Source organism: Priestia megaterium NBRC 15308 = ATCC 14581 (assembly GCF_000832985.1).
Classification (GTDB): domain Bacteria; phylum Bacillota; class Bacilli; order Bacillales; family Bacillaceae_H; genus Priestia; species Priestia megaterium.
This window is the reverse complement of the sequence record NZ_CP009921.1, coordinates 204,232-230,194: the sequence shown is the minus strand read 5'-3', so window position 1 is coordinate 230,194 and position 25,963 is coordinate 204,232. Positions and strand designations below refer to the sequence as shown.

General features: G+C 34.3%; 27 protein-coding genes, 1 tRNA gene and 2 pseudogenes. 19 read left to right on the top strand and 11 right to left on the bottom strand.

The window, feature by feature from the left end; genetic code table 11:
- Nucleotides 1-77: 77 nt before the first annotated feature.
- The gene (locus tag BG04_RS28620; RefSeq protein ID WP_305954823.1) at nt 78-311 is read right to left on the bottom strand and encodes a helix-turn-helix domain-containing protein; all 234 of its coding nucleotides are present in this window, start codon (nt 309-311) and stop codon (nt 78-80) included.
- 457 nt (nt 312-768) lie between these two features.
- Between BG04_RS28620 and BG04_RS29190 the strand changes: the two genes are divergently transcribed.
- The 3 genes from BG04_RS29190 to BG04_RS31735 all read left to right on the top strand — a co-directional run bounded on the left by BG04_RS29190 (nt 769) and on the right by BG04_RS31735 (nt 1,610).
- Complete coding sequence (locus BG04_RS29190) at nt 769-1,035, top strand: hypothetical protein (protein WP_136461697.1); 267 nt, start codon at nt 769-771, stop codon at nt 1,033-1,035.
- A 56-nt stretch (nt 1,036-1,091) separates the two neighbouring features.
- Nucleotides 1,092-1,256: a hypothetical protein gene (locus tag BG04_RS30720; protein WP_155276316.1), complete on the top strand. Its 165-nt coding sequence runs from the start codon at nt 1,092-1,094 to the stop codon at nt 1,254-1,256.
- A gap of 222 nt (nt 1,257-1,478) precedes the next feature.
- Nucleotides 1,479-1,610 (top strand): hypothetical protein, encoded by a 132-nt coding sequence (locus BG04_RS31735; protein WP_256656521.1) that lies wholly within the window; start codon nt 1,479-1,481, stop codon nt 1,608-1,610.
- Between the two features lie 304 nt (nt 1,611-1,914).
- On the opposite strand, the gene BG04_RS28610 is transcribed toward BG04_RS31735, so the two are convergent.
- The 5 genes from BG04_RS28610 to BG04_RS28590 form a co-directional block, all read right to left on the bottom strand.
- Nucleotides 1,915-2,361, bottom strand: coding sequence for an RDD family protein (locus BG04_RS28610; RefSeq protein WP_034655633.1), 447 nt, complete (start codon nt 2,359-2,361; stop codon nt 1,915-1,917).
- A gap of 185 nt (nt 2,362-2,546) precedes the next feature.
- On the bottom strand, nt 2,547-2,894 hold the full coding sequence (locus tag BG04_RS28605; RefSeq protein ID WP_034655631.1) for a hypothetical protein: 348 nt from the start codon (nt 2,892-2,894) through the stop codon (nt 2,547-2,549).
- Between the two features lie 259 nt (nt 2,895-3,153).
- The gene (locus tag BG04_RS28600; protein ID WP_034655628.1) at nt 3,154-3,573 is read right to left on the bottom strand and encodes a hypothetical protein; all 420 of its coding nucleotides are present in this window, start codon (nt 3,571-3,573) and stop codon (nt 3,154-3,156) included.
- A gap of 71 nt (nt 3,574-3,644) precedes the next feature.
- The gene (locus BG04_RS28595; protein ID WP_051975657.1) at nt 3,645-4,031 is read right to left on the bottom strand and encodes an SMI1/KNR4 family protein; all 387 of its coding nucleotides are present in this window, start codon (nt 4,029-4,031) and stop codon (nt 3,645-3,647) included.
- A 47-nt stretch (nt 4,032-4,078) separates the two neighbouring features.
- Nucleotides 4,079-4,858: a ParB N-terminal domain-containing protein gene (locus tag BG04_RS28590; RefSeq protein WP_034655626.1), complete on the bottom strand. Its 780-nt coding sequence runs from the start codon at nt 4,856-4,858 to the stop codon at nt 4,079-4,081.
- Nucleotides 4,859-5,018: 160 nt separating this feature from the next.
- Between BG04_RS28590 and BG04_RS28585 the strand changes: the two genes are divergently transcribed.
- Nucleotides 5,019-5,103: transfer RNA gene (locus tag BG04_RS28585), tRNA-OTHER, on the top strand.
- Between the two features lie 66 nt (nt 5,104-5,169).
- Here the strand turns inward: BG04_RS28585 and BG04_RS28580 are convergent.
- Together BG04_RS28580 and BG04_RS28575 are read right to left on the bottom strand one after the other, a co-directional pair.
- Nucleotides 5,170-6,471 (bottom strand): hypothetical protein, encoded by a 1,302-nt coding sequence (locus BG04_RS28580; protein ID WP_034655624.1) that lies wholly within the window; start codon nt 6,469-6,471, stop codon nt 5,170-5,172.
- 482 nt (nt 6,472-6,953) lie between these two features.
- Nucleotides 6,954-7,529 (bottom strand): MerR family transcriptional regulator, encoded by a 576-nt coding sequence (locus BG04_RS28575; RefSeq protein ID WP_034655621.1) that lies wholly within the window; start codon nt 7,527-7,529, stop codon nt 6,954-6,956.
- 1,991 nt (nt 7,530-9,520) lie between these two features.
- On the opposite strand from BG04_RS28575, the gene BG04_RS28570 reads away from it, so the two are divergent.
- The 15 genes and pseudogenes from BG04_RS28570 (at nt 9,521) to BG04_RS28500 (ending at nt 22,240) form a co-directional block, all read left to right on the top strand.
- On the top strand, nt 9,521-9,778 hold the full coding sequence (locus BG04_RS28570) for a hypothetical protein (protein WP_034655618.1): 258 nt from the start codon (nt 9,521-9,523) through the stop codon (nt 9,776-9,778).
- Nucleotides 9,779-9,826: 48 nt separating this feature from the next.
- Nucleotides 9,827-11,047, top strand: coding sequence for a MobP2 family relaxase (gene mobP2, locus BG04_RS28565; RefSeq protein ID WP_034655615.1), 1,221 nt, complete (start codon nt 9,827-9,829; stop codon nt 11,045-11,047).
- Between the two features lie 3 nt (nt 11,048-11,050).
- Complete coding sequence (locus tag BG04_RS28560; RefSeq protein ID WP_034655612.1) at nt 11,051-11,530, top strand: hypothetical protein; 480 nt, start codon at nt 11,051-11,053, stop codon at nt 11,528-11,530.
- 50 nt (nt 11,531-11,580) lie between these two features.
- A complete protein-coding gene (locus BG04_RS28555) occupies nt 11,581-11,856 on the top strand; it encodes a hypothetical protein (RefSeq protein ID WP_034655610.1) in 276 nt (91 codons plus the stop codon).
- Nucleotides 11,849-12,820, top strand: a pseudogene (locus BG04_RS28550) (ArdC-like ssDNA-binding domain-containing protein); the annotation flags it as partial. The gene BG04_RS28555 and the pseudogene BG04_RS28550, both read left to right, overlap by 8 nt.
- 440 nt (nt 12,821-13,260) lie before the next feature.
- The gene (locus BG04_RS29185; protein ID WP_051975656.1) at nt 13,261-14,292 is read left to right on the top strand and encodes a guided entry of tail-anchored proteins factor 1; all 1,032 of its coding nucleotides are present in this window, start codon (nt 13,261-13,263) and stop codon (nt 14,290-14,292) included.
- Nucleotides 14,293-14,406: 114 nt separating this feature from the next.
- A complete protein-coding gene (locus BG04_RS28540; RefSeq protein ID WP_034656119.1) occupies nt 14,407-15,360 on the top strand; it encodes a toprim domain-containing protein in 954 nt (317 codons plus the stop codon).
- Nucleotides 15,353-16,018, top strand: coding sequence for a restriction endonuclease (locus BG04_RS28535; RefSeq protein ID WP_034655605.1), 666 nt, complete (start codon nt 15,353-15,355; stop codon nt 16,016-16,018). The genes BG04_RS28540 and BG04_RS28535 overlap by 8 nt, the downstream gene beginning before the upstream one ends.
- A gap of 814 nt (nt 16,019-16,832) precedes the next feature.
- On the top strand, nt 16,833-18,002 hold the full coding sequence (locus BG04_RS28530) for a tyrosine-type recombinase/integrase (protein WP_034652922.1): 1,170 nt from the start codon (nt 16,833-16,835) through the stop codon (nt 18,000-18,002).
- A 30-nt stretch (nt 18,003-18,032) separates the two neighbouring features.
- Nucleotides 18,033-20,165: pseudogene (locus BG04_RS28525) on the top strand (tyrosine-type recombinase/integrase).
- Entirely contained in the window at nt 20,158-20,553 is a 396-nt protein-coding gene (locus tag BG04_RS28520) for a DUF6262 family protein (protein WP_034652919.1), read from the top strand. The pseudogene BG04_RS28525 and the gene BG04_RS28520 overlap by 8 nt, the downstream one beginning before the upstream one ends.
- A gap of 134 nt (nt 20,554-20,687) precedes the next feature.
- On the top strand, nt 20,688-21,065 hold the full coding sequence (locus BG04_RS28515) for a L,D-transpeptidase (protein WP_275955562.1): 378 nt from the start codon (nt 20,688-20,690) through the stop codon (nt 21,063-21,065).
- A gap of 109 nt (nt 21,066-21,174) precedes the next feature.
- Nucleotides 21,175-21,393: a hypothetical protein gene (locus BG04_RS28510; protein WP_034655535.1), complete on the top strand. Its 219-nt coding sequence runs from the start codon at nt 21,175-21,177 to the stop codon at nt 21,391-21,393.
- 56 nt (nt 21,394-21,449) lie between these two features.
- Nucleotides 21,450-21,761, top strand: a complete 312-nt coding sequence (locus BG04_RS28505) for a hypothetical protein (RefSeq protein ID WP_034655536.1) — start codon at nt 21,450-21,452, stop codon at nt 21,759-21,761.
- Between the two features lie 197 nt (nt 21,762-21,958).
- Nucleotides 21,959-22,240, top strand: a complete 282-nt coding sequence (locus BG04_RS28500) for an AbrB/MazE/SpoVT family DNA-binding domain-containing protein (protein ID WP_034655538.1) — start codon at nt 21,959-21,961, stop codon at nt 22,238-22,240.
- 140 nt (nt 22,241-22,380) lie between these two features.
- Here the strand turns inward: BG04_RS28500 and BG04_RS28495 are convergent, their stop codons facing one another.
- The 3 genes from BG04_RS28495 to pdxR all read right to left on the bottom strand — a co-directional run bounded on the left by BG04_RS28495 (nt 22,381) and on the right by pdxR (nt 25,914).
- Entirely contained in the window at nt 22,381-22,860 is a 480-nt protein-coding gene (locus tag BG04_RS28495) for a hypothetical protein (RefSeq protein ID WP_034655541.1), read from the bottom strand.
- 676 nt (nt 22,861-23,536) lie between these two features.
- A complete protein-coding gene (locus BG04_RS28490) occupies nt 23,537-24,100 on the bottom strand; it encodes a methyltransferase family protein (RefSeq protein ID WP_034655543.1) in 564 nt (187 codons plus the stop codon).
- Nucleotides 24,101-24,528: 428 nt separating this feature from the next.
- A complete protein-coding gene (gene pdxR / locus BG04_RS28485) occupies nt 24,529-25,914 on the bottom strand; it encodes a MocR-like pyridoxine biosynthesis transcription factor PdxR (protein WP_034655545.1) in 1,386 nt (461 codons plus the stop codon).
- Between the last annotated feature and the right edge of the window lie 49 nt (nt 25,915-25,963).

Here is a 25,963-nt window from a genome sequence, read left to right as displayed (position 1 = left end):
AAGTGGTTTCTTTATGCTACGTTAAATTCTATAAAACATTTACGTATCATTCCTAAGATTGTTAGGGCATTTTCTACTTATATATCAAAAAAATCATGAGGCTGTTTACTTTTATCTATTTTCTTTACACCTAACATAATTTTCTTTAGTGTTTTAGGGCTAGGTTCGTATGTAGAGTCATTACACAAAGTAGAAATTGTTCGTTTAGATATTTTACTCTCGCTAGCAAATTCATTTTGTGTGATACCTTCCCGATCTAGAAATTTTCCAAATTTGCTCCTCTTTGGATTTTTCCACCACAACTTTACCACTCCTGTTTTTGTTATCATACTGCCCATTTAAAAAACATGATATACATTCTTTTGCACTTTATTTCATTCTTTTGCACATATTGGACAAGCATCAGCTCATATCATTTATTAAGACGTCAAAAAGAGACGTCACCTTAAATCATCAGGACTGGAGAGAGTAGTATGACAAAAGAATTAGCAATCTCGTTATTGAATCGAAAAGACGTCTATTTAACGTTAGAAGGTAAGCAGATGTTAGAGGTCATCCTGAAAGAGAAAAACGCGTATGAAGTAAAATAAGAAGCCGAAAAATCACATAGAAACCTATCGACCAACCGTGCGGTATCATTCTATTTATCGTACATATGTAGATAGTCTATTTCACGCTACCGAATTAGACCGAAGCCAAATTATGAGGTGTGCGCTTTTTACAGCAGCGCATAACCCTATTTTCTTAGCATTAATGAATGAGTATAAAATGAGTGACGCCCCTCTCCCCTCCTCTCCATGGCAGCCTTCTTCTCACCCGTTATGGATGGAACAAGAGCCCAACATCGAAGAGAAAGGAGCAGGCAAACATGATAACCTTGAGCGAAAAGGAACGTCTACAAGCGCTTTTACGTTACTTGGAACATCAACAGATGGCCAATCCATGTCAGGAACAGCTATTCAACCCAATCAACAGTCTTCTGCCAGAGAAAAGGCAGCACGTATCACGTATCACGAGACGTCAGCAACAGATTGAGAGACGAACAAGGACGGTTCCTACCTTACGACTATCCAACAATGGAGGAATTAGACTTGATTTCAGGTAAAGAAGTAGCCTTACAACGAAAACTTAAAATAGAACCGATTGAAGGTTCTTATAATAGCTATGCAGTGAATGAAAAAGAAAAGAGGGATTGGAGTGGGAGTGTCTATTTAGCTTGTGTCGCAGCTATTTTAGCAATAGCCTTTTTTAGCTGACGTCTTTTTAGAATAATGTCGATATTTTGGTCATAAATATATAGCATGAATACAGTTAAGACCGCCTTATAAACTGATGCATAATGGGCGGTCTTTGTTGTAAATATGATTAAAAAATTTTGGAGAGTGGAAAGAGTTTAGGTAACGAAAAACAAGCATAAAGATTCATATAAAATATATCTTTATATATTTTATAATAAAAATGACACAGGAGGTATGTAAATGGAAAATAGTCCTCGTTTCGCAGAATTAGTCTCTGATTTTGAAAAACGGTTAGATCGACATTTAAATGCCAAGGAAAAAGAACTACTTGTATGGATAACCAAAGAAGAAAGTAATAAGTATGTTCAATAATTTACAGTTATCCTCTTCACCTTTTTAAAAATTTTCTTATATATAGCGTAGAACTACCTATACAGGGCAGGTGACACACAGAAAAAATCCTACACACTGAGGTGTAGGATTTTTAAATAGTCCCGAATATTAGATTAGAAACAGAGGGTATACGGTATTGCAAATGAAATGAAAGTTTAACTTTCCATATTATTTCTATCAAAAGTATCTTTCCTATTGAATATGGCAACCATCCCAATTTGCTACCTGTATCTGGAACAACAAAAGGTAATAAGTTACAATTTATTCTATTGTAGATTGGGTATTAATCTATAAATGCTTGTTTATCCTCTATTTCACCTGGTTTTGCATATGTAACATACGTGCCTGCCATCATGTCATGAAGACTTCTTTTATCCTTACGGAAAACCACCATGAACACACTTACAATTAATGCAATACCTAATGTAATACCATAAACAATGCCGGCTACAAGAACTCTTAATAGCATTGCTCCAACCCCAAGTTTCTTTCCATTGACTTTGACAATTCTAACTCCAACAATTCGTTTCCCTATAGTGTATCCATACCATAAAATAGGTACAGCAACCGCATAGATGAAACCTATGAGTGATGTAATGGGATCTTCACGATCAAAGTCTCCTGTGATAAGAAAACCAATAAGCCCCAAAGGAATACTTACAATAATGCCATCTAACAGATTTCCTAATAGGCGTATCCAAAATCCTGCTGGTTTTGTTACTTGATCCACTTTATATTTCTCCCCTTCTTGTAAATTAACACTTTATCTATCTAAATAGCTCCTCAGATGATGATAACATGATTAAAGAGGAAGGTAAAAAATATAAAATATTTTAAATTTACCCACTAATAGTAAAATATATGTCTCTAGTATTGATATTACTAAAGACTTGTTCATAGAAAAGAGATAAAAGATTAATTAGATTTTTTTAGTTGTAAATTTCCTTTATTAAAGATAATAACGGCATTGTAAGCTTCATATAAGGCATACAAAGGGTAACAAAAAGCCATAAATACAATCATAGTTGGTACCTTTTCAACAATAGGAAAATGGCCGGACAAGAAACTTTTAACCGTGATTCCTTGGTAAACCAATAAAGGAATGATAATAACAGCTAATAACAATAACCACGGGGTCATCTGGGTTTCCTTCAGTTTTTCTCGACAATGCGGGCATTTCATTGTAAAAGGACTTGAAAAATCTTCGAAATGCTCAATTGTAATAGGTTTTTGACACCCTGGACAAGGTGTTGATTTTTTCATATAAGTATCTTCTTTTTGAAATGTAAAAGAATAAAAAATAATAGGGTTATTGAATATATAACATTGCTCTTTTAAAAAAGCTTTAAATAAGTTTAGAGCTGTCTACTTTGATAGGATCTACACGTTTCACATAGGTAGCTGCCATCAAATTGTGTAAACTTGAAAACCACCATAAAAAATCTAATGATAGCAACTATTCCTATTGTAAGACCACACATGAGACTCACGATTAAGACACGTAAAACCATAGACTCGAAGCCTACATTTCGCTAAGGTTATATTTAAATTGTTTGTATACCTTGTTTTTGTGTTGGTGATTCGTTTTCATAATGTTAATGATGACATGTTGCTCACTTTTCCAATGCACATTCACATCATGAATCATAGAAGGTTGAATTCCTTGAAGCTCTTTATATTGGTTAAGGGTGCTTCCGGGTTGTCCGTAGTACATTCTAAGAGAATCAGCCTTTTGTTTTTGCTCATAATCAAAGTAATCAGTGGTTTGTTTATACATCTTTTTTACTTCAACAATGTTTTGTTTATTAGGAGATGTGCTGGTCGTAAGTGAGACGTTACGTATCAAGTTTGGCTGTTGTTGGCTTTTATCCAAGAAATGATTCATGACAAATACAAGAAAAATTACTCCAAAGGATAACATGATCCAAAGCCACTTTTTCATGGCGACACTTCCTCTTTTATGATTGAAAATCAAAATGAGTAGATGATCTCATTACGAAATAGCATTTTCTGCTATTTTGTATCCTTAGATAATAACATACTCAAAAACTCTTGAAAGGTATCAGCAATCTTTGATGTAGCTGGATCACACTCATATGATTCTTCGTAATCTAGAAAATCAACAGACGGATTGTTTTTATCATAGTGAAAGTTCAAACATAAATAATCTCCCCATGCTAGCTTCGCAATTGGAATTAATTCAGATCCGATGAGATCTTCATCATAAAAATTCCGGCCTTGTTCTCCTAAAGAAGTTTCGCAACAACCAATATTATACACACCATAAGGATGCTCACTAAAGTTTTTAATAATGCCTAAAAAACGTTCAATTTGCCACCTCTTATTGATGGCTGTTAGTGGTGTAGAATCTATTACTGTACATCCGTTATAGTGTTTCAAGAATTGTTATCAATCTCCTTACAATGGATCAGCTTCAAGGAAATACATTATGACTTTTGATATTCATACATAACTGGAACTTTATCCATTTTAACGGTTTTGGCCACAATATAACGACGATAACCATCTTTCAAGATATTCGATCCTTTTTCAATCGTTAATGGCTCATCCAGACGCCCTGTACGTTTCACAAAATCAATGACCTTTTGTGTTTTTTGAGGGTTTGGACGTGTCTTTAAGAACTCTTCAGGTACGATGATTTCGTCGAAACTTAGAAGATCTTGTGTCCCTTTTGGCTGATTTGTTATTTGTTTCTTTTGTGGCTCCACCTTTTTCTCTTGAACAGGTGTCTCCTTCACTTCTGCCTGTACTTTTTCAGCTTTCTTCTCTTCATTTGCTGCAGGTTGAGAAGTAGTTACCGGTTTTTCTGCCTGCTTAGTAGCAGCAACTTCTTGTTGCGCTGCAGAAGCCTCTTGTTTGGCCTCTTTTTTATCGTTTGGTTCATTGTCTTCTTTGTCTTTCTTATTTGGGAGAACGGTAATCTGGAAGCAGATTACACCTACTTCACCAGGGCATTCATCAATCGGAATGTCTAAAGTTGGTTCTCCTTGAATTAAGATCTTTTCATGCATAATACTTTTTTTCGTGAGACCTGTTTTGTTAAAAGCCTTCTTTGCAACAAATACCGTGTACGAAATAAACGTACTCTTCTTCAAGCCTTTAGGTGCAGATGGTGACCCTTTTTCACGCATATCAAAGGCAACATAGCGATCGTATTCTCGTAGTGGTCCTGTGGCTGATCCAGTTAACGTAATTTTATGTGGCATAATGTGCTCCTCCTGCGTAGATATAGATTTATTTATTATTTAGAACAGTATTCTAAATAAACATATCCTAACAATAATTTAGCTTCTAAGGGATTTCTTTACTTTTTACATTTTCTTCTGTCGTACATATAAACAAAGACTATGTGCATACTTATAGTGTGGACTTGTAGCTCAATGGTAGAGCAGCCAGTCGTATTACACTATACAACTTTGGTGTCTTGCAGGTTCAAATCCTGCCAAGTCCTCACTTAAAACACTGAATACGTTAAAAATAGTAAAAGTCCTTGCTGTGCTTTAGTTATGTTTAAAAATTAAGAAGCTGGTTCCTTTAATTTAGCATGTTGATTCAACAATTCCTGCTCTTCAGGTGTTAATGCTTGTCCTAAATCTTGTTTCAGTTCCGCCATTTCTAGTGAACTGTACGTAGAGCAGTGTTCTTGCAGCAAGCATTCCTCTTCTGTTGTAAGTTTTTGCCCTAGGTCTTGCTTTAGATAGATTACTTCAAGCTGTTGTTCCAATGTCACTTCTGTTTCTTGTGTACCCATTTCTTGATCCTGCTCAGCCTTTAACCAATCAGGAACGATTTCTTTACGGATAATATTTTTTGGTATAAATAATTTTGTTGATGACGCCTCTTTATGTATAACTTCCTCATGAGTTGGATATACTGATGAATAATCCTGATTTTTAGGATTCACCAACTGATAGAATTGGTTTTTCGCAATTTTATAGAGTAATTGGCACATATTATCTAAGGACAAGGAATTTCCTTTATGATTAGCTTCATGTACATATTTGTCTAACCCAATAATAGATGTATACGCAATTTCATGTACTTGCCCTTTGGTAATATCAATCTCTGTATCTCGTTTTACCGTTTTTGCAGCATTTTGAATCCGAGCATAAAAGTCTTTTAGTTGATGACCATACTTACCTGCATATACTTGATTGACTTTCTTAGGAACACCTTTGATATAGGTAAATGACTGTGAAACAGACATTAAATGATTATTTATATGATTTACAGGTAAATCAAGGTTAATAAAGGCACCAGGTGATTTATCGGCCTTTAAGATTGGTGTATCAACGTTTTCAGCACTTTCTGGACACATCACAGGAAGCGTCACAGGAGTTGTCATTTCTTCTTGTTGGACCATTTGTATACCTGTTGTATCATGGGCAAAAAAGATTTCGTCGCAAATCCGATTAAAGTTCTTATGGCTTTTAAGAATAAATACATAGCTATCAGGGTGAGTACCTGTTGCATCCTCTTTAATGTAACGTGCTACAAGTATAAAAGGTGTCGCTTTTAACGAACGTACAAAACGAGAAACCGTACTTTTAGAAACTTTAAATTTCTTCATGAGTGTTTCAGAACGAATGGCTTGGATGCCTGTAGCCACTAGGTTATAAATGACATGATCAAGCATTTCCATTCTTTTTTTAGGAAATTCTTTATGTATAGCTGATTGGTTCTGTTTATAATGAGTACGGATAATTTCTAAAAACTCTTCTTTCTTTTTCCGAAGTGTGGATTTGTTCTTCCATAACCACTTAAACCGTCCGTTGAAGGTGTCTACATCTTTTAAATAGCAGGTCAATATTTTTGTCATTTGTTCATTATCTCCTTTAAGGAACAAAAAAAGACACTGTTTCCCTGGAAAAAGGAAAACAATGTCGTGATTTTGATGAACTAAGCCCTTGAAATAGACAGCTATTTCATATAAAATAAAACCATAAGTTTTATTTTATAGAAAAACTAACTCTATTAACAAGAGACTTCGACAAGTGTTTTCCCTACTGTAACTAGGGGGAACGGTTTAAGAGTGCTACCAACACGTCTTAAACAGTTGAAGTCTTTTTTCTATTCCGGTCATTTTTGTTAGTTTTATTATAGCGTTAATTAATCTCATAATTCAATAAGAATTAGTAATATATCTCAAAAGATTTAGTTTTGCACCTTTTATGAGGTGCAAATCCTATCTATATTCAAATGAATTTATTGTTGAAGGTATTAAGAGAACTTTCTCTGACAACTGCTACAAAAATAATAAAACAGCTTCTAATTACTGACCAGTAATTAGAAGCTGTTTTATTATTTTGTGAACATTCTTTTCCATATGCTTTTTCCTTGTTCTTTTTGAATTTCGGTCATAGCTGAATGGATAGAATCTAGTTTTTTAAGTAATTGATCATTCACTTCTTTTAAACGCTGATTGTCTTGTTCAAGTTTATTCATCTGTTCTTTTATTTCTATAACATCTTTTTTTTCTGCCAAATTTTCAGATGGAAGCGTTAGTTGTTCTTTCTTTTCCATTTTTTTATCCATTTCTTCTATTTTTTTAGCAAGTAATAAAAATGCTTCTTTAAAGGAGTTTTCGTTTATATCTTCTTCCTCTAAATCCTTGTTAATAATTTTTGTTTGTTCTTCGCTCATTAAATTTGCTTTAATTAATTCTTCACGAATCATTTCATTTGGTGCATGTTTTCCGAACTTTTCCTTTAGTTCAATAATCTTCTCGATTTTTTTATCTTCATCAGTAAATATGTATCTTATTCTTCCAATTCTTTTATGTCGTACTAACCCGACTTCGCACCAGTCCCGTAACTGATGATTTTCTATATTAAATTTTCTAGCAACTTCTGAAATAACCATTGTTTCTTCGCTCATAATTGTACCTCCCTCACAAACGAATTAATTTAACTTAGTTAGTATCTTCTTATATGAAATATTTTTAATAACTCAATTAAGTCTAACTTAATTGGTCCTGACTAATTAAATTAGACTTATTTTAAAGCTTGTCTTTATTATTCTAGCAGATTTCACACTTAACTGAATTAAATTTATTATATTTTACGTTATGTAGTTCAATTAAATTTGTACTGAGTTCTTCAAAAAACTACAAATCCATTATAGTTTTTTAAAATATTACAATAAGTTTAATTAAAATGCAATTAAGTCCAACTAATTGTATTTTAATTAAACTTTTATTTATTTACATTTAATTTAGTTTAACTTACTTCATTTTAAGTTCAACTAAATTAGGTTTGTATGCTACGAGGTTATTTTAAGTTAATCTTAAGTTAAACTATCAAGTTTGGATTGGTAATTTAGAACAAAAAAGTTATGTGTTAAGTTGTTTTTCTCATTTAATCCTCAATCTATTGAGGATTTTAATAGCTGAGACTACTGTCGATTCTGTTTAGATAATACACTTCTTCTGTAATATGGTGTGAAACATATCTATGTAGGCATTATCATAAAAGCAGTCTTTTTGGCTGAAAAGATGCTTTATCTCTTATTTGTGGACATGCTTAGTAAACTCATGTCTTATTTATTGTGAATCGAAATCGTTACGAATAGATATACCTTTTTAGGGCTTTTGGACAGTGTAAGCTTTTTGAAGTGCTTCAATGATTAATTCTGATGTGATTAAACGAGAAAAAATAGTACACAATTTCTTTAATGTGAATTTAATGAAGATGCTAAACAACACCAACCGCCTCGTATCATAGAGACATACTTAATTTCAGGCACTCATTGTCTAGAGAGATTTGATAAATTTTTGAAACGCTAAAATGTGTTTTGCTTTTTCTTCAATATGACCATAGCCTCTTTTTTGAAGAATCTTAGCTAATTCTCTAGGTATTAGAGATCTTTCCTCTGCATTAAAAGATGTTAATACATTCACGCAGTTATAAATTGTTACTTTTGATCACTATATTCGCTGCTTAATTATTTAACCAAGTTTTCAGCATGGTATAAATACATAATCTGTTTTTTAAGTCATCATTTTATTTTCTCCCACTTATGTTCATTTCCTAATTTTGTCCATTAGTCATAACTAATCCAGACTCAATTGAGTCTGGATTAGTTATCTTATTTGAACGAGAATTAATTAGGTAGAGCCACCTTTTATTGGTACATTTAGTCTGTGTATACCTAATTGAAATTAATTTAAATCAATTAATTACTAATTGGGTATAAAAAATATAGATTCGACAGCTTTTAATTAGACAAGTTAATATGCCCTATTTTAATTAAATTAAACTTCTTTTTGTTGAGTTAATTTTAATTCAATTGATTCTAAATTAGTGATAATTAACTCGTTTTTTAAAAAATAGAGTTAGATTCTTGCAGAAGAAAAAAGAAAATCTAATTGTTTAGTTATATATTAGGGTGATAATAAAATCTTAAAAAGTTATTTAGTGAATTAATGAAAAATTTTTAATTTGAAAAGTACATGTCTTTAATTTTTATCAAAAGAATAGAGAAACAGAAACAAGGATATAAAAGATTCACTTTGATGCTAAAAGCATCCTGCTTCATGAATATAAGCAGAAAATTTTACGTGAAAAGATGAAAAAATGAATGAAAAGCAACAAGATTTAGCCATGAAGTGAAAAAACCCAGGGGGACGCAAAGGGGACATGGCTCCAAAATAGGGGGACATAAAGGGGACATCGGGATTTTAAAAGGGGACGTAAAAGGGACGTACACCAAAAAAAGGGGACGCAAAGGGGACATTTAGCGATTTTCTTTGTACCCACGGTTTTGCTAGGCTCTGCCTAGCCCCACACCTATGGTGGGGGCAAAAACCCCTTATGCTCTTCTCTCTATTTTTTGAGGAGCACCACTATTTTGAGGAGTTGACATGAAAGATGGAAATTAAAATAAGAAATGTAGATCCGATTGCAGTTAAAAAAATTGATGAGTTAGCAAAAGAACGTAAGGTATCAAGGCAAGAATTTTTAAAAAGTCAGCTTGAAACGCTGGCTTTTTTCCGTAAACAAACAGACCGTGAAAATGAACTTGAAAACTTGATTGAAAAGAATATTAAGATGATGGAAAAGTGTGCTGTTTCTATGGAAAATATGAATCATATTTTGCTTGAAATGATTGGAGATCCAGAAGAATAATACAGATCCTTTAGAAAAATTCAATTGGGTTAACGGAGGTAAGCAGATGTGCTAGAAAAAACAAATAGTTCAACAGTTGTACCAGGCGTTGTATTAAAAACAAAATTCATTACAGCTTCTCATAAAGCCTTTCAAGAGTATGTTGATTATGTTGATCGTGAGGAAGCAAAAAGAGAACTTGGAGCGCATGAGAAATTGTTTTCTCTTTATCAGGATTATATGGATAATCCTGATAAGACTTCTTCTTTATTTACCCAACATTCTGATCGATTGACAGGGGAACAGAAAGAAGAATTAAAAAAAGGTTTTGAGGAAGCACAAAGAAATAACAGTATTATGTGGCAGGATGTCATTACATTTCATAATCCTTGGCTTGAAGAACAGGGTTTATATGACTCACGTACTCATACAGTGGATGAAAAAAAGTTAATACAAATAACAAGACAATCTATGAACAAAATGCTTGAAAGGGAAAAGTTAGATGGTTCAGCTATTTGGTCAGCAGCTATACACCACAACACGGACAACATACATATTCATATTGCAACAGTTGAACCAGCTCCTACACGTAGTCGGGGAAAAAGAAAGCCAAAAACATTGGATGTGATGAAGTCAACCGTTGTTAATCAAATTATGGATCGAGGAGAAAATCAGAATAGAATTAATCATTTAATACGCAAAGAAATGGTTGACCAAAAGAAACAAAATTCTTCTTTTGCATGGCGCAATAGAGAATTAAAACCCTTGTTTTTAATGGTCTATAATCATCTTCCACAAGATAAAAGGCAATGGCAATATAGCTACAATACCATTAAACCATTGAAACCTTATATTGATACATTGAGTGAAAAATACATCAAAAAATATCATCAAAAAGAGTATCAACAATTAATAAAGAACTTAGATAAAGAAGTAAAAGAATTAAAGAAAGCATATGGGGAGGGGACGAGGGATAAAGGACGCTACGAAAATTATAAGCAAACGAAAATAGATGATTTATATAAGCGAATGGGAAATGCTTTTTTGCAAGAAATGAAAGCTTATGATCGAAAGCAGCAAGATGTAAAACGTCTGTTGGATAGAAAGCAATCTGGAAATCAAACAGCGAGATATAAGCAGCATGTACCTGTACATTTTTCACTTCGCAAAATAGAAAAAGCGTTCAAAAGTGAATATGAAAGTTGGAAAAACCAACAGCATTATGAACGAATGCAACGTGAAACAGAACGTGATCGTAACCAACAAAACGACTATGAAAGGGGCTATTAATCGATGGAGAAGCAACGAATGAAATTAGCCATTGAGGATGAGTCAAAAGCGTATATTGAATCATTTAAAGAGGAGCATGGATTGCGCTACACGGGTGATGCCATTGCACAAATTTGCAAGGAACATGAAGCATCTAAAAGTAATGAATGGTCATTAAAGTATATTACGGAAGTAGTGAGTCATCATCTCCATGAGTCCTTAAAAAATGAGTTTCAAGCTTTACGAGAAGAGATTCATACATTAAAAGGTGAGATGACAAAAACAAAACTAGGGGCGAACGCAGCAGATAAAAATACACAAATTTTAATTGAATATATGAACGGTCTTTTCTTCCATCATGGATTTAAAGGATTGATGACCACCAGTATGCAGGAGATGGATAGTACAAGAGTAGCGAAGGAAACAGTTGAGAAACGAATTGCAAATCAGCGTCAAAAACGGATTGATTGGGAAGAATCGAGGGGGAAACAACAATCTCATTGATTGTTTCATATAAAAAGAGATTTAACTACTAAAAGGAGGAATTAATCTTTATGTTTTTTAACAAAGATTTAGTGTTAGCTTCGATTAAAGCTGTAGGAGAGGATCATGCCATTGTACAGTATCAAGACAAAGAAGTAGAGGTGAATTTAAGTCCAGAAGAAGCGAAGGAGTTTCATCAATATGTGGTGCATCAAGAAAATATGTTGGTGCCAATGAATATTAAAACACAGAAGCCTTTTGTGGATTTAGAGGAACCTTGGTATGAACAAGAATTAGAAGAATTAAAGGGAATCTCCTATCAAAAAGAGGAGGGGGAAGATGAGTAAAACATATGCGAAGAAATCTGTCGAAGATAAGCGTAAAGAGGTTGAAGAGTTAACGAAGGGTATGGAAAAGAAAGTTGAGCAGCATTTTCATTCTGCCGAAGAACTAAAAGACTATTTATCTTTCATGGGTAAGTTTTATCAATACTCCATGTCAAACACAGCGCTTATTCAAGAACAGTTTTTTGGTGCTCAAGCTGTTGGGTCATTTAAGTTTTGGAAAGATAAAGGGTTCTCCGTCAATAAAGGGGAGAAAGGCATTAAAATTCTTGTTCCAAATAAAACCGTTCCCAAATTTAAGGATGAAAAAGGGAAATGGAAGTCGATTAATAAAGCCACCCCTCAAGAAAAGAAGTTGATTCAAGAGGGGAAAAAAGAAGTCACTCATGGCCGACTGTATTTTTCAGTCGGCCATGTTTTCGACATCAGTCAAACGAACGCGACGGCTAATGATTTACCTAAGATTTTTCCAAATCGTTGGTTAGAAGGCAATGTAGAGGATTACAAGACACTCTATAAAGGAATGGAAGCTATTGCTGAAAAGAATGGTATTTCCATCATTGCTCCTAAAGAAGAACTAGGAAGCGCAAAAGGTGTATCTTACACGTTAACAAAAGAAGTTGCGTTAAATCCTCGTAATTCAGAAAAGCAAAATGTAAAAACACTTTTGCATGAACTCACACATGCCAAACTTCATACAAAGGACACATATCTAAACTATACAGCTGCGGAAAAAGAATTTCAGGCAGAAATGACAGCTTACACAGTTTCATCTTATTTTGGGATCGACACCAGTTCTTATTCGTTGGATTACCTCTCAAATTGGACAAAAGGAAAGACCTTTGAGGATAAAACAAAACTTTTAAAAGAAGTACATGAAACATCAGTTGGCTTTATTGAAACAATAGAAGAAACGTTGGTAAAAGAACGAGAAAAAAATCGGTCACCAGAAAAAAACGATGAAAAGCAGCAGCAAGCAGATCCTCTTTCTTCTGAAAATGTACAAGAGAAAATGAAAGAAGGATATGAAGATTATAAACAAAAGCAGCAACAGGAATCGGCACAAAATGTAGATAGTATTTTAGATCGTGTCACGGCTGAAGAGAAATATTATTCAACCAAAACCCAAGCGATCAAAAATGGATGGATGACAAAGGAGGAAGTCGTGAAACTTGAACATCAGATTGATTCAACCATGACTAAAAACGAGAAGGGGGTCATGAATGGTCAAGTTCAGGAACAATCTCTTACTTTTCAAGACCGTATGGAAGTGGGCAGTCAAATGCAATTCCAAAAACGTACAGGTACAGCTAGACGAAAAAAAGAAGAACCGGAGCTAGAAAGGTGAGAGAGCGTACATGCTCTCTTTTTTCATGTCCAAATATGAATTAAATGGAGGAATCGATCATGCAAAAAGTAACATCTCTTTCAAATGACCAATTTAAAATGCTTGTTTCCGATAAACGAGAATTAAAGAAGTTTATGAAGCACCCACAAAATGAAAAAATCGAGGCAGATTGGGCGAACATCAGTGAGAAACAGCTGCAAGACATCCCTTCTGGTGCTGTTTACTTAACACAATCAGCTCTAGGGGAAGAAAAACCGCAGGTTTTACTTGTTTCTACGGATAAAAAAGGACAAAAACAAGCCTACAAAAGTGAAACAACACTTGATTTTTTAAAGAGTCATGATGTGAACCCTGTTTTAGAGAAAGATCGAGAAACGCAGCTCAAAACGAGCTATATTACGTTTTTACAGGCTCATGACAAAGAGAAACCTCAAGATATTGATAGCATGTTAGCCCGTGTGAATGCAGAAAACGATTATGTCATGTTGAAATCAAGTGCCTTAAAGGAAAAGCAGTTCACCTCTGACCAATTGAAAGGCATGGAGAATGAGCTTTCTCATCAGTTTCAAGCTCGTAAACAGACACAAGAGAAGGACCGATATCAAGAAGATTACAAACAAGAAGTACTAGAAGTTATGCAGCAGCCTAGTGAAGAAACACAGTATAAGCAACTGTTTAAACAAAACTTGTTAGCTCAATTAGACATATCAGATGAAAAAGATTCTTCTAAAGAAGCGAAAAAAGAAGCCGAAGCAGAAAAAGCTCCTGTCGAAAAGCAGCTGAAGCAAGAAACACCTCAAGAGAAAGAACAGCGTTTGGCCAAAATGAAGGAGTTTGAACAAAAGCATTCCTTTGATAAGGTGTACAAATTAAAAAAAGAAGTGCTGCAGGAATTAAAAGAGCTCAATTTGACTGATTCTCAACGTGAGAAATTAACTAAGCTTGAAAAGGCTTTAGACACGGAGAAAAAGGATCATGACAAGCAGAAAAAAGAAGAGAAATCACAGAATGGATTTACGAAGTTTTTTGCACGGAATAATGGAGCATTTTCTTCAAAGAAACGGCAAGAAACGCAAGAAATAGAACGCTAAAAATGGCAAAAAAATTGGAAATGAATGGGGGCTGAAAAGCTCCCTTTTTGCATAGGGTGAAGTGAAGGAGGGATTTAGGTGGGAGAACGAAAACACGTCAATGAGGGGGAAATCATGAAAGCACGAGATGTTGATTTGTTGTCGTATCTGGAAGCCAAAGGCGAAACCTTTGTAAAAGAAGGAAAGTACTATCGTCATACGGAACATGATAGCTTACTCATTAAAGGAAATATGTACGCTTGGAACAGCCGGAATGAAACAGGATATGGAGCAATCAGTTTCGCTCAAATGTATTATGGGATGTCATTTCCACAAGCCGTATTAGATATCAACAAAGGCGATTATAAAGAGCTTTCTCAGTCGCATGAACAACCGTCGGTTTCACCATCAAAAGAGCCTTTTCGCTATCCAAAAGAGTTAGAGGTAAAGGATCAAAGCAAAATAAAAGATTATCTCATAAAAGAACGCAAAATAGATTCTCGGTTAGTTGACTGGCTTCTTCAAAGAGATTTAATTGCCCAGGACAAACGGAACAATGTGGTGTTTAAATGGCGTGAACATGGAGGTAAAGGAACGGTAATTGGGGCAGATCGGCAAGGTACAGCTTCGATAAAAAATAAACGAGGTTCTTTTAAACAAGTATTACCGAACGATAACCCACATACAGGCTTTTCAGTTGATGTTGGTCGTCCAAATAATATTTATTTCTTTGAAAGCCCCATTGATCTTCTTTCTTATTGGAGTATACAGGAAAATAAATTGCAGAATACGCGCCTTATTAGTATGAATGGCTTAAAACCTAAAACTGTTGCCCAATCTTATATCGAAGCTCGAAGAGAAGGCTTAGGCATTAAAGAAATGGTGCTAGCTGTCGATAATGACCAAGGAGGAAAAGAATTTATTGACAAAATGAACCAAATCGTTAATGCTGATTTAATAAGAGCAGATATTCCAAAGGGAGCGAAAGACTGGAACGATCAATTAAAGAAGAATGGAAAAAGCATTCAACCTGTGGCATCACGTCTCCGAAATAAACAAAAAGAACAGGAGCTTTCAATGAATGGATAAAGTGTTTCAAAGTGTATTTTATCTTTTTCTTATCATCATTTTATTTAAGCTTTCTCAATTTGCTTACCGTGTCATTCGTGAACGGAAGTATATGAAAGAGCTAGCCCAATCAGGTATGCCCTATATTGATAAAATGGATGGTTATCAGTTCGAAATTTATCTAAAAGCACTTTTTCAGCAATTAGGTTACAAAACTCAAGTGACGCAAAAGTCTGGTGATTTTGGGGCTGACTTGGTGATGGAAGGCAAGGATAAGATTGTGATTCAGGCCAAACGATATGGAGTTAAAAACCGGGTGAGTCTTTCTGCTGTACAAGAAGTTTATGGAGCAAAAGCGTATTATAAAGCGAATCAAGCTTGGGTCGTGACCAATAGTTATTTTACGAAACAGGCTAAAGAGTTAGCAGCTGCATGTGATGTGACTTTAATGGATCGTGCGGATCTTCAAAAGTTTATCAATGAAGTCAATCCTGTTTTCAAGGCACGAGAAATCTTTGAAAATATCACACCAGAACCTCGTAAATGTCCAAAGTGTGGGCAAGATCTAGTCGTACGAGATGGGAATGGCACTCGCTTTTTTGGTTGTTCCTCTTTCCCTTCTTGTCGTCATACGGAAAAAATTAATAAGGAAGTAAGTAAGAGCAGACCTTCGGTATAGTAAGGTCTGTTTTTTCTTGCTCTAAAAAGGAGCCGATGTTATGAGTCCATATACTAGTCTTAACTGATTGGTGAAGGGATATTTTTTATGTATAAATCATTGGATTCATCACATAATATCAGTGTAATGGTATTGTTCTCTCCCCAAAGGGATTCAATCACACTTACCCTATTTCAATCTTCCTTCTAACTGATTGAGTGGGTTTTTTTTTATGTGTATTTTAAGACACTGATATTTGCATCAAATGTACTTACGCAAAACAAACGTTAATTGCGATAGAGAATGTTTCTTTACATGTCAAAATCATCAATGAAATAGGTTTTTGTTCATAAATGATTGTTACGAAAAACACCTTCAAATAAAGAAGGTGTTTTTTCTGTTTTATATACACATGATAAAAAGAGGAGTGTTTGAGATGAAGAATCTATTTATTAAATTAATCACTATTTTTACATTACTAATGATAACCCTATGTGTGGTTTCAGTGGGGAAAACAGAAGCAGCCAGTAAAACTGTTAATCAAGACTTCATCATTATTAATAAGCATTATAACTTAAATTAAGGTAATAATTCATAGGATAGTTAGTCTGCTATGTGGTCTAACTATCCTTTTTTATTTACATAATAGATTAGAAAAATGAATATTGAAATAATAGTTTAATATGTATAAAATGTGATTGTAGATAAGAGTGTTAGTTTGGTTTTAAGTGGAGGACAAAGCCTCGGTGCGAGGACAGCACTCCGCAGAACCGTTAGGTTCGAGGATCTTAAAGAAATAACGATAACTAGATAACATTATGTGGGAGGCGTTTTCATGAGAGTAGAAGAAATATCTGTTGGTAATAGAAAGGCATATCTTCTAATTGGTACAAGTGGATTACCTGTTGAACCTGTTGCAAAGTATATGAAATACCTATACAACAGTGAGAGGAGCAGTAATACTTTACAGACGTACTGTACGGCTTTGAAATTTTACTTTACATACTTGGAGCAAACAGGAATTGATTATCAACAGGTGAGCTTTGAAAAGTTATCTAACTTCGTTGTTTGGCTTAGAAATCCCTATGAAAACAATAACGTTGTACTCCATAAAACAGTAAAAGCTAAACGCAGGGAAAGCACAGTAAACAATTACCTTACGGTCGTGGCATCATTTTATGATTACTTATACAGAAATGATTTAGTGGACTCAGACATGGTTGAAAAGCTTATGAAGAAGATGTTCATTGGTGCTGGTGGGAATGGGTACAAGGGTTTCTTACACCATGTAAATGGAGGGAAACCTATCTCTAAAAATATTCTAAAGCTGAAGGAACCCAGGAAACGCGTCCAAGTATTTACGAAAGAACAAGTCGAAGAAATCTATTATTCTACTACAAATATAAGAGATAAATTTCTTGTGCGGTTGCTTTTTGAAAGTGGATTGCGTATCGGAGAGGTTCTCTCCCTGTTTCTTGAAGATCTTCAATTCGATGCTAAACAAAGAAAGCACAAAATCCAACTGACCAATAGAGGTGAATTGCCAAACGGAGGTAAATTGAAGACTGGAGAGCGAAAATTAGACATCTCTCAGGGTCTCATGAACCTATACGACGATTATTTGTACGAAGTGGTTGATGAATATAACCCGGACCATAATTTTGTGTTTGTGAAGATTTGGGGAAAGAATGCTGGAGACCCCCTCACCTACTCCGATGTCTATGCGACCTTTAAAGAGCTTGAAAGAAAAACAGGTATACATATTACCCCGCATATGTTTCGACACACTCATGCTACAATTTATTATCTTCAAACCAAAAATATCAAGCTGGTACAAGAACGTTTAGGTCACGCCCAAATTCAAACCACGATGAACCTATACATTCACCCCTCTGAGGATGAAATCCGAAAGGATTGGGAGAAAGCCGCCCATGCATTTGAGATTGGGCAAGAAAACATGGAAGACTTTCAATCAAATATCCCTGACGAAGCAGTTCCTTTTTAGAAGCTAGTTAGAATTTTAGGAGGCAATTTATTGGATAAAATCATAGCAAACAATGCAATTACAAAAAATGAATATTGGAACTTAATCACATCTACTCTCTCCTCTTACGAGGTTAAGGATATATCTCCTGATGGAAAAGTAACAAGGAGAGTCGTGAATAATGATTACTTTTTAGTCAATGATATTTGGAATGTAAATGATATTGGTAACATCCCTAACTTTGAGGAAAGCTTCAACAGATACAAAGTTCCTAGTAGGAATCAAAAGTTTCCAACCGAAAACAAAACTATTGGCTTAGAACTTAAATTTGTTTATTATTGTAAGTTGTTTAACGATGAATGGAGTTTAAACAGCTTTTTTCATACTTACAAAACATTCCTAAACAAATTAGTTTTATTTCTTAACGAAAACATTCTCACCTCTATTCTCTCCTTGATTTGGACGTTGAGAAAACTGAGAAAGAGTGGATTTGGTGGTTGAACAACAAAGGTGTAAAAACAACCCTAGCAAGAAAAAGTGTGCAGTATGGTGAATTTGAGACTAAAACACCAATAGCGACTTTCTTCCGTTCCATATATGAGAAATTATTTAATCTAACCGATACCCGTGAGGAATGGGGAAAAGATAGATGGGATGTTAGGGTGTTAAATGCCAATTATGGAGTAGATTACAACGCCTCACTACCACTTTATTATATTGATTTCACAAAAATTGAAAATGTTACTTTTAGACAATATTTAAAAAAATATATTAAAACTAGATTACTAGGTGGCAGGAAATTTTCTTGGTCAACTGCTCAAAATTATGTGAGATGGGTTCCCAAGTTCTTTAATTTTATTAATGAATTAGAACCTGAATGGGATGATTTAAAAGATCTTACAAGACAGCATATAGAAAAGTATGTAGAGTTTCTTCATCATTATGCCCAAAATAACTTAAAGAATAGAAATGCCAACCCGGATAAATTTATATATATAAACGTGGAGTGCACTTATTCATTTTTAAGAGATACCCAGCGTTACGATTACAGTATTGCACCTAAGAAATCAACTACAAAGTTACTTTACTCTGAGGATTATCCTTCTCTTGATAAGAAATCAGATGATACTATTGATTACATTCCTGACTATGTATTAGAGCAATTATTTGACAATATAAACGACCTTCATTCAGATGTACAACCTGTCGTGTGGATTGCTTTTAAAACTGGATTGCGTATCAGCGATACATTAGGATTAACACAGGAGTGTTTGGTTCGGTTAAATGGCAAATATTCTATTCAAACCGATATTGAAAAAATATATGTGAATGGTCATAAAATCCCGATTGACGACCAATTAGCAAATATGATTGCCGTTTTAATCCATAAATCCAAGGAACTCAGTAACGATGATAACAACCCTAATAAATACATCTTCGTTCGGTACAAAGGTTCCCGTAAGGGAAAACCATTTTCCCAGTTTTGGGTACGAGATCAACTTGGAAAACTAGCTTTCGAAAGAACATTACTGACGAAGTGGGCAATGTATTCCATTTCAAATCACACCAATTTCGACATACATATGCGGTCAAGATGTTGAATGGTGGCGCTGACATTTTAACCGTCCAGGAATTACTAGCTCATGCCTCGCCTGAAATGACCCTGCGATACGCCCGTTTATTGGACGATACAAAACGGAAGCGTTTGAAAAGGTGGTTAAGCAAGGTGTATTTTCCTTTAACCTAAATGGGGAAATTCATCAAGTATCTGAAACAGAAGATATCCCTGAAGACATTCTAGATATGATGTGGAAAGATGAAAAGCTAAACGCTTTGGACAACCCCTACGGAACTTGTCGTGCTAGAGTGAAAGGAAACTGCCCATTAGCAGCAGAACCTCCTTGTCTCACAGCCAACGATGGAAAGCCTTGTTTTGATTTAGCTGTAGGTATGACGAGTTTTGACGTTAAAAAGTATGAACTTCTAATAGAAACCACTACAAAGTGGATTGAAGCCTCCAAAAAATATGGTCGCGAAGATATGGTCAAAGCTAATGAAAAAAACTTGGAGAGATACCAGAGCATTTATGAAACAATCAAGGGTGGGAATGTAATTTTTGGAAAATTTGAACGTGTGAAGAAACAGTTAGAAAGAAAACAGAAGAAAGGTGTTAAACATGGCTAATTTTGAACGTGAGGAGCAACTACGGCAACTACATAAACAGCGAAAACAAGCAACTAAAGATAAAGTTGAGGAGGCTATTAAACGTCTTATAAAGAGTTCTAAAGCAATAAACTTTAATAGTGTGGCAAAAGAAGCAGGTGTAGCGAAAGCTACCCTATACAATCATATAGAACTCAAAGAGCGCATTGATTTCTTGCGAAATCAACAAGAAAAAGCATTTGTGGATGATAGAATTAAACGGGATGAAAATAATCAGAACGCGGTCATCTCTTCCCTCAAAAGAAGAATTGAAAAGTTAGAGAAAAAAAATCAACAATTAGAAAAAGAAAATAGAGAGTTGCGCCAAAAAGAAAATGAAAAGCTCACCGATTACTTTACAAAGTTATAAAGTTAAGCCCTCACATATTAGACATATCTAAAATGTGAGGGCTTTTTATTTTCAACAGTTTTACTTGTCTAACCTAAATATAATACAACAAACTTGCTTATTTTCACAATGGCTATATAGAAGTTATTAATCCAGTGGCTACGGGTAAAACATGGGAGAAAACACCTGTGGGCATCTTTAAAATCGTGAACAAGATTAAAAATCGGCCTTATTATACAGGACATATTCCTGGGGGAGACCCTCGCAATCCCTTAGGAAAACGTTGGTTAGGACTAGATGTAAATCGTACAAATGGCAATACCTATGCCATTCACGGTAATAACAATGAAAGTAGCATCGGAAAATACGTGAGTCACGGATGTGTTAGAATGCATAATAAAGATGTGGAGAAGCTTTACGAGAAAGTTCAGATTGGTACACCGGTTGCGATTACGTATTCCTATAAGAGCTTTATTGATCTCACTAAGATTTATGGATATACGTTTAAAGGCTACAAGTTAAAAAACAACTAATGATTAGGCAGCATTCCGTTATGACGGGATGCTGTTTTTTCTTTGTCTTCTTTCTATATAGCCCTTATCATGGAAATAGATGAAAAATATGGTGAAGGAGGATATGGTTATGCGAGCAAAAATCGAAAAGGCTAAACATGTGGTAATGTTTAGAGCTACAGGAGAGTTTTATGCGCATGAGGTCAATCAAGATAAAATAAGAATAGGTTTTTTTGTCTGTCCTTCATGTGAAGTCAAAGTACATTATAAACACGATCATTTCTTTTCCCGTGAACATAAACGAAATTGTATCTATGTGAAAGAACAATTTAAGAAAAAAGCCTACTAGGTAAATGAAGATTCAATGATTTTATATGGAACTACGGGGAAAAGGGGGGAAACGACATGAAAAATCATGTTTATCAAAATGGACGTTTAATTCAAACGAATAAAAAATTTTCAGCATTAAAGCAAAAGCAGAAAGAATGGATAACGAACGAATTAAGACAACGTTATATTAGTGCGATCAACCACCCTCATGTCAAACTAAATCCCAAGAAACGAGATCAAATTTTAGACGAAGTTTATGATCTTATTGAGGGAAAAGAAATTTGGATACCTTATGGTGAAGTGAAGAGACACTATTTTAGCAAAATCCCTTCGTTTATTCGTAAGAATAAGAAAATGATGCAAGAAGAAATAAAAGGTGAATCATAAGATGGCTAGAGTAGTTATAGAATGGGACTATTTTAAACATTCGACAGCGTTGAGACTACATAAACAGGCTAAGCTTGTTTTAGTACCATTTATATGATGTAGGAAGGAGCACTTAAGGTTCCTTTGTTGGATTGATAAATCTATTCATAGAAAATCAAATGAAGTAGAATATTGCAGCAGGAAGGGGAGAATATAAAATGAAATCAACAGGTATTGTACGAAAAGTAGATGAATTAGGTAGAGTTGTTATTCCAGTTGAGCTAAGAAAGGTTCTTGCTATTAAAGAAAAAGACCCTATCGAGATCTTTGTTGATGGGAATCAAATTATTTTAAAGAAATACATGTCTTATAACGAATGTATAGTAACAGGTGACATCACTCCTCAAAATAGGGAATATGCAAAAGGTTTAGTGCTAAGTCCAAGAGGGGCGGAAATTTTAAAGAATGAAATAGAGTTTAAGTTCAATATAAAAGCTTAATTTATTCATGGTTTTATGGAGTAGAGGTAATTTTTCAAAGGCTTGAAGCCTTGATAAATCTATAATGTGTAAAATTATGTATAAAGGATAAATTTTGATGTTACGTCATCCCTTGTCTCCTGAGGGGTGGCGTTTTGTTTTTATTTCTTTCCTGCTAAGAGCTTATTTTCCAACTTATATATCCATTTATAATATCCTAATACAATAAGTAAAAGTAAAGGATCCATAACGGCTGAATGCCATAGATTCCACCAACCGTATTTAAAGTATCCCCACGGTTCAGGTAATAATGTGATGGCTTCATAAAGTAAAATAGCTATCATCCAATAAAAAATATACATAATACGTTTATGAAAGGCTTCTCCAGAAGGATACCAATTTAGAAACATCATATTCACTGGTGGAATCAATACTGTTAATGTAAGAATTTCACGCCACCCATCAATATCTTTAGAAAAGTACCAATAGCCATGATATTTTGTATCAATATATAAATCGCCGAGTTGTTGCAAAGCAATTGTAAATGCCCAAATATGTACGATTTGATTTGCCGTCAATCTTTTATTTGTTTTAAACGCAATAAAGTTAAACAGAATAATAGCAATAATAAGTCCTATCATAAGGTTAATTTTCCCTTTTAACCAAATATACCATATACTGTTAATTAAAGAAAACTGCTAGTTACTTTATTTCGAATTTATCTTTATCCTGTTCACTCCAAGATCACACTTATCGATAAAAAGACAGTCTAAAAAAGTACACCTTTTTAGATACCGAAAAAATCAATAATGAAACGTCTATTTAATTTTTAAAATAGATGTTTTTGCACGCACAAAAAGTAATTAATCTTTATAGACAATATGTCATATTCAATTTCAGTTGCCATAATGTGAGTTACAGAGATAACAAAAAGAGCCCTTATTCCATGAGGACTCTTTTCATCTATAATTAAAGTTTTTAAAATGTATCAATTGATGAAAGCAATTCTTTTAAATCATCAATTGCATGCTCATCGGTAAAATTCTGTCCCCCCAAAACATCTTTTTTTCAAAGCCTACGTTAAGACACTTTTAGGAAATAAAACCCTGATTTATCTACGCCAAGTAGAAGAATCAGGGTTTTATTTTGCCTTCTTATTTTCAAACTTTCCGATCCCAAAATACTATCATCTTAAACTAACACAACCGTTTGGTTAAGTACATATTTCCACATTCTTTATTTTTTTGGCTATGTTAATCTTCCACTTTTACTTTTAATATGAATGAAAGACTTACCCTTTGCCACCAACAACTAATGCTAAAGGTATTTACGAACTTTTTTACAGTATGCTTCATATTCTTCACCGTAAATCTTTTTCAAGGATTTTTCTTCAAGTTGAACCTGACGATTAAAAAGCCAAATTCCAGTAAATACGTACAATAATAATATCCAGTTTGGTAAAATTAAGAATATCCCTATTAAAACAAATCCAAAAGCTGTGTAAATGGGATTACGGCTAATCGTAAAAACACCTGTTGTTATAAGTTCACCTGGTTTTTCTTCATCAATTCCAACTCTAAAACTTTTCCCAAATGAAATTATGCTTAACGAGAATAATACTAAACCCATCGTGCATAAACCTACACCTATCCAACTAAAGACTTCATTGCTAAATAGTTTGGTACCTAGTTTGGGCAAATCAAAAACACTAGAGAAAATAAGATAAAAAAACAGTAATGCAAATGGGATAATAAAGAAATCTTTTTTATCTAGCTCACCAAATTTAAAAGCTTTAATTCCCTTTTTCCCCAACTGTTTAGCACGAATTATAACCATTATCATCATTAAAAGTAATGATATGATTGCAAAATATCCTTGCATAACTCTCCCCCCTTATTCATTTAATAAATGATTGATATTTTGTTCATTCAACGCAGTATTTGGAATACCTTGTGTAATTTAAATTTCAAGCATTTATAAGAATTAATTTTCTTACTGGTTATTAGTTATAATCATATTTAGGAATACATTCTTATTTTCAAAGGGGAGTATCTAATAAGTGTTGAAATAGAGTTCCTTCCAAAAAGTTATATAAGTGAAGTTCCCGCAGGAGGTGGTTTTTTTCCTTTTGGAAGAGATGGAGAAGTGCCTTATATCGTAGAATACGAGGGTCAAGAACTGGATATAGAGGTCTTTTTTAATAATTGGATGGCACAGTTAAACAAATTCCCCCAAAATAGAGATAAATGCAGAGGAAAGCACTCATGTCATAGATAATTTATGACATGAGTACTCTTCATACAAAAGGGTTATCCCATCCAAGCTTTTGCTAACAATTGAATTGCCGTATGAATTTCTTTTTCAGATAGGACTGCAAAGCCTAACAGAACAGTTTGGTTATTATTCTGCCCATATTCCGATACTGGGTAGACTTTGATACTATATTTTGCTGCGCTTTCAATAAGTTCTTGTTCACTCATACCATTATTTGGCTGCATTAAAAAATGTAACCCAGAATTAAGCCCAATAACTTCAACGGAGTCTGGAAAATAAGTTGAAATTGCTGCGATGAGTCCATCTCTTTTTTTTCTGTAAACAACTCGCATTTTATTAATATGTTTTTCCCAGTAGCCTTCCTGCATAAATCTTTTAATGATTTCTTGGTCAAGGCGTGATACAGACTGAACGAAGCTAAAGTGATTTTTATGAAAATTTTCAATTAATGGTTGGGGGAGTACCATATAACTTATACGTAATGAGGGTAGTAATGCTTTTGAGAACGTCCCCATATAGATTACTTTCTCTTGAGAATCTAAACTTTGTAAAGCCGGAATTGGCTTTCCTGAATAACGAAACTCACTGTCATAATCATCCTCTACAATGTAACGCCCATCTTTTTTTTGAGCCCAGTTTAAAAGCTGTTTCCGTCTTGAAATGGACATAATCATTCCACACGGAAATTGATGTGATGGGGTAACAAAAGCTATGTCAGCATCACTATCCTCTAATTTAGATATCATTATCCCATCATCATCAAGGGCAATTAGACGTACATTTGCGTTCCCCTTTTCAAAGGTTACAAGTCTGCGATGATACCCAGGATCCTCCACAGCATACAAACTTCCTTTTACTAGCCTAAATAAAAGTCTAATAAGTGTTGGTGTACCTGATCCAATAATTATCTGACTTGGTGATGCTCGAACACCTCGAGACTTGTAAAGGTATAAAGCGATGGCTTCACGAAGATCATATTCTCCCTGAGGATGTCCTATCCTTAATAAGTCTTTATTTTCATCCCTTAATATATCATTAGATATTTTCCTGAATACTGTAAAAGGAAATGAGTAATAATCTACGCCTGTTTGAGTGAAATCAAAGGCGAAATTATTTTTATAGGACTTTTCTTTGATATATATAACGCTTTCTTTTAGGTTACGAAATGATTGCTCTATTTTACATACAAAGTACCCTTTACGTGAAATTCCTTCGATATATCCTTCTGCAACAAGTTGCTCGTATGCTGCTTCAATGGTATTTTGACTAACCTGTAAATGCCTAGAAAGTTTCCGTTTGGAAGGCAGCTTAGAGTAGGGTGGGAGCTTTCCTGTTTCGATTTCCTGTTTTATAAAACTATACAACTGTACATATAGAGGTTTTCTACTATGTAAATCAAGCATTGGTGTTAATTCCATTATTTTAACTGACCCCTTCGATAAAGTATAATGTGACCCTCCATAAAAAGCC

Bases quoted from the DNA above. Each gene is read 5' to 3' on its own strand.
- BG04_RS29190 (WP_136461697.1), top strand. From the start codon at position 769: ATGAGTGACGCCCCTCTCCCCTCCTCTCCATGGCAGCCTTCTTCTCAC.
- BG04_RS31735 (WP_256656521.1), top strand. From the start codon at position 1,479: ATGGAAAATAGTCCTCGTTTCGCAGAATTAGTCTCTGATTTTGAAAAA.
- BG04_RS28605 (WP_034655631.1), bottom strand. From the start codon at position 2,894: ATGAAAAAATCAACACCTTGTCCAGGGTGTCAAAAACCTATTACAATT.
- BG04_RS28600 (WP_034655628.1), bottom strand. From the start codon at position 3,573: ATGAAAAAGTGGCTTTGGATCATGTTATCCTTTGGAGTAATTTTTCTT.
- BG04_RS28590 (WP_034655626.1), bottom strand. From the start codon at position 4,858: ATGCCACATAAAATTACGTTAACTGGATCAGCCACAGGACCACTACGA.
- BG04_RS28580 (WP_034655624.1), bottom strand. From the start codon at position 6,471: ATGACAAAAATATTGACCTGCTATTTAAAAGATGTAGACACCTTCAAC.
- BG04_RS28575 (WP_034655621.1), bottom strand. From the start codon at position 7,529: ATGAGCGAAGAAACAATGGTTATTTCAGAAGTTGCTAGAAAATTTAAT.
- BG04_RS28570 (WP_034655618.1), top strand. From the start codon at position 9,521: ATGGAAATTAAAATAAGAAATGTAGATCCGATTGCAGTTAAAAAAATT.
- BG04_RS28560 (WP_034655612.1), top strand. From the start codon at position 11,051: ATGGAGAAGCAACGAATGAAATTAGCCATTGAGGATGAGTCAAAAGCG.
- BG04_RS28555 (WP_034655610.1), top strand. From the start codon at position 11,581: ATGTTTTTTAACAAAGATTTAGTGTTAGCTTCGATTAAAGCTGTAGGA.
- BG04_RS29185 (WP_051975656.1), top strand. From the start codon at position 13,261: ATGCAAAAAGTAACATCTCTTTCAAATGACCAATTTAAAATGCTTGTT.
- BG04_RS28540 (WP_034656119.1), top strand. From the start codon at position 14,407: ATGAAAGCACGAGATGTTGATTTGTTGTCGTATCTGGAAGCCAAAGGC.
- BG04_RS28535 (WP_034655605.1), top strand. From the start codon at position 15,353: ATGGATAAAGTGTTTCAAAGTGTATTTTATCTTTTTCTTATCATCATT.
- BG04_RS28530 (WP_034652922.1), top strand. From the start codon at position 16,833: ATGAGAGTAGAAGAAATATCTGTTGGTAATAGAAAGGCATATCTTCTA.
- BG04_RS28520 (WP_034652919.1), top strand. From the start codon at position 20,158: ATGGCTAATTTTGAACGTGAGGAGCAACTACGGCAACTACATAAACAG.
- BG04_RS28510 (WP_034655535.1), top strand. From the start codon at position 21,175: ATGCGAGCAAAAATCGAAAAGGCTAAACATGTGGTAATGTTTAGAGCT.
- BG04_RS28505 (WP_034655536.1), top strand. From the start codon at position 21,450: ATGAAAAATCATGTTTATCAAAATGGACGTTTAATTCAAACGAATAAA.
- BG04_RS28500 (WP_034655538.1), top strand. From the start codon at position 21,959: ATGAAATCAACAGGTATTGTACGAAAAGTAGATGAATTAGGTAGAGTT.
- BG04_RS28495 (WP_034655541.1), bottom strand. From the start codon at position 22,860: ATGATAGGACTTATTATTGCTATTATTCTGTTTAACTTTATTGCGTTT.
- BG04_RS28490 (WP_034655543.1), bottom strand. From the start codon at position 24,100: ATGCAAGGATATTTTGCAATCATATCATTACTTTTAATGATGATAATG.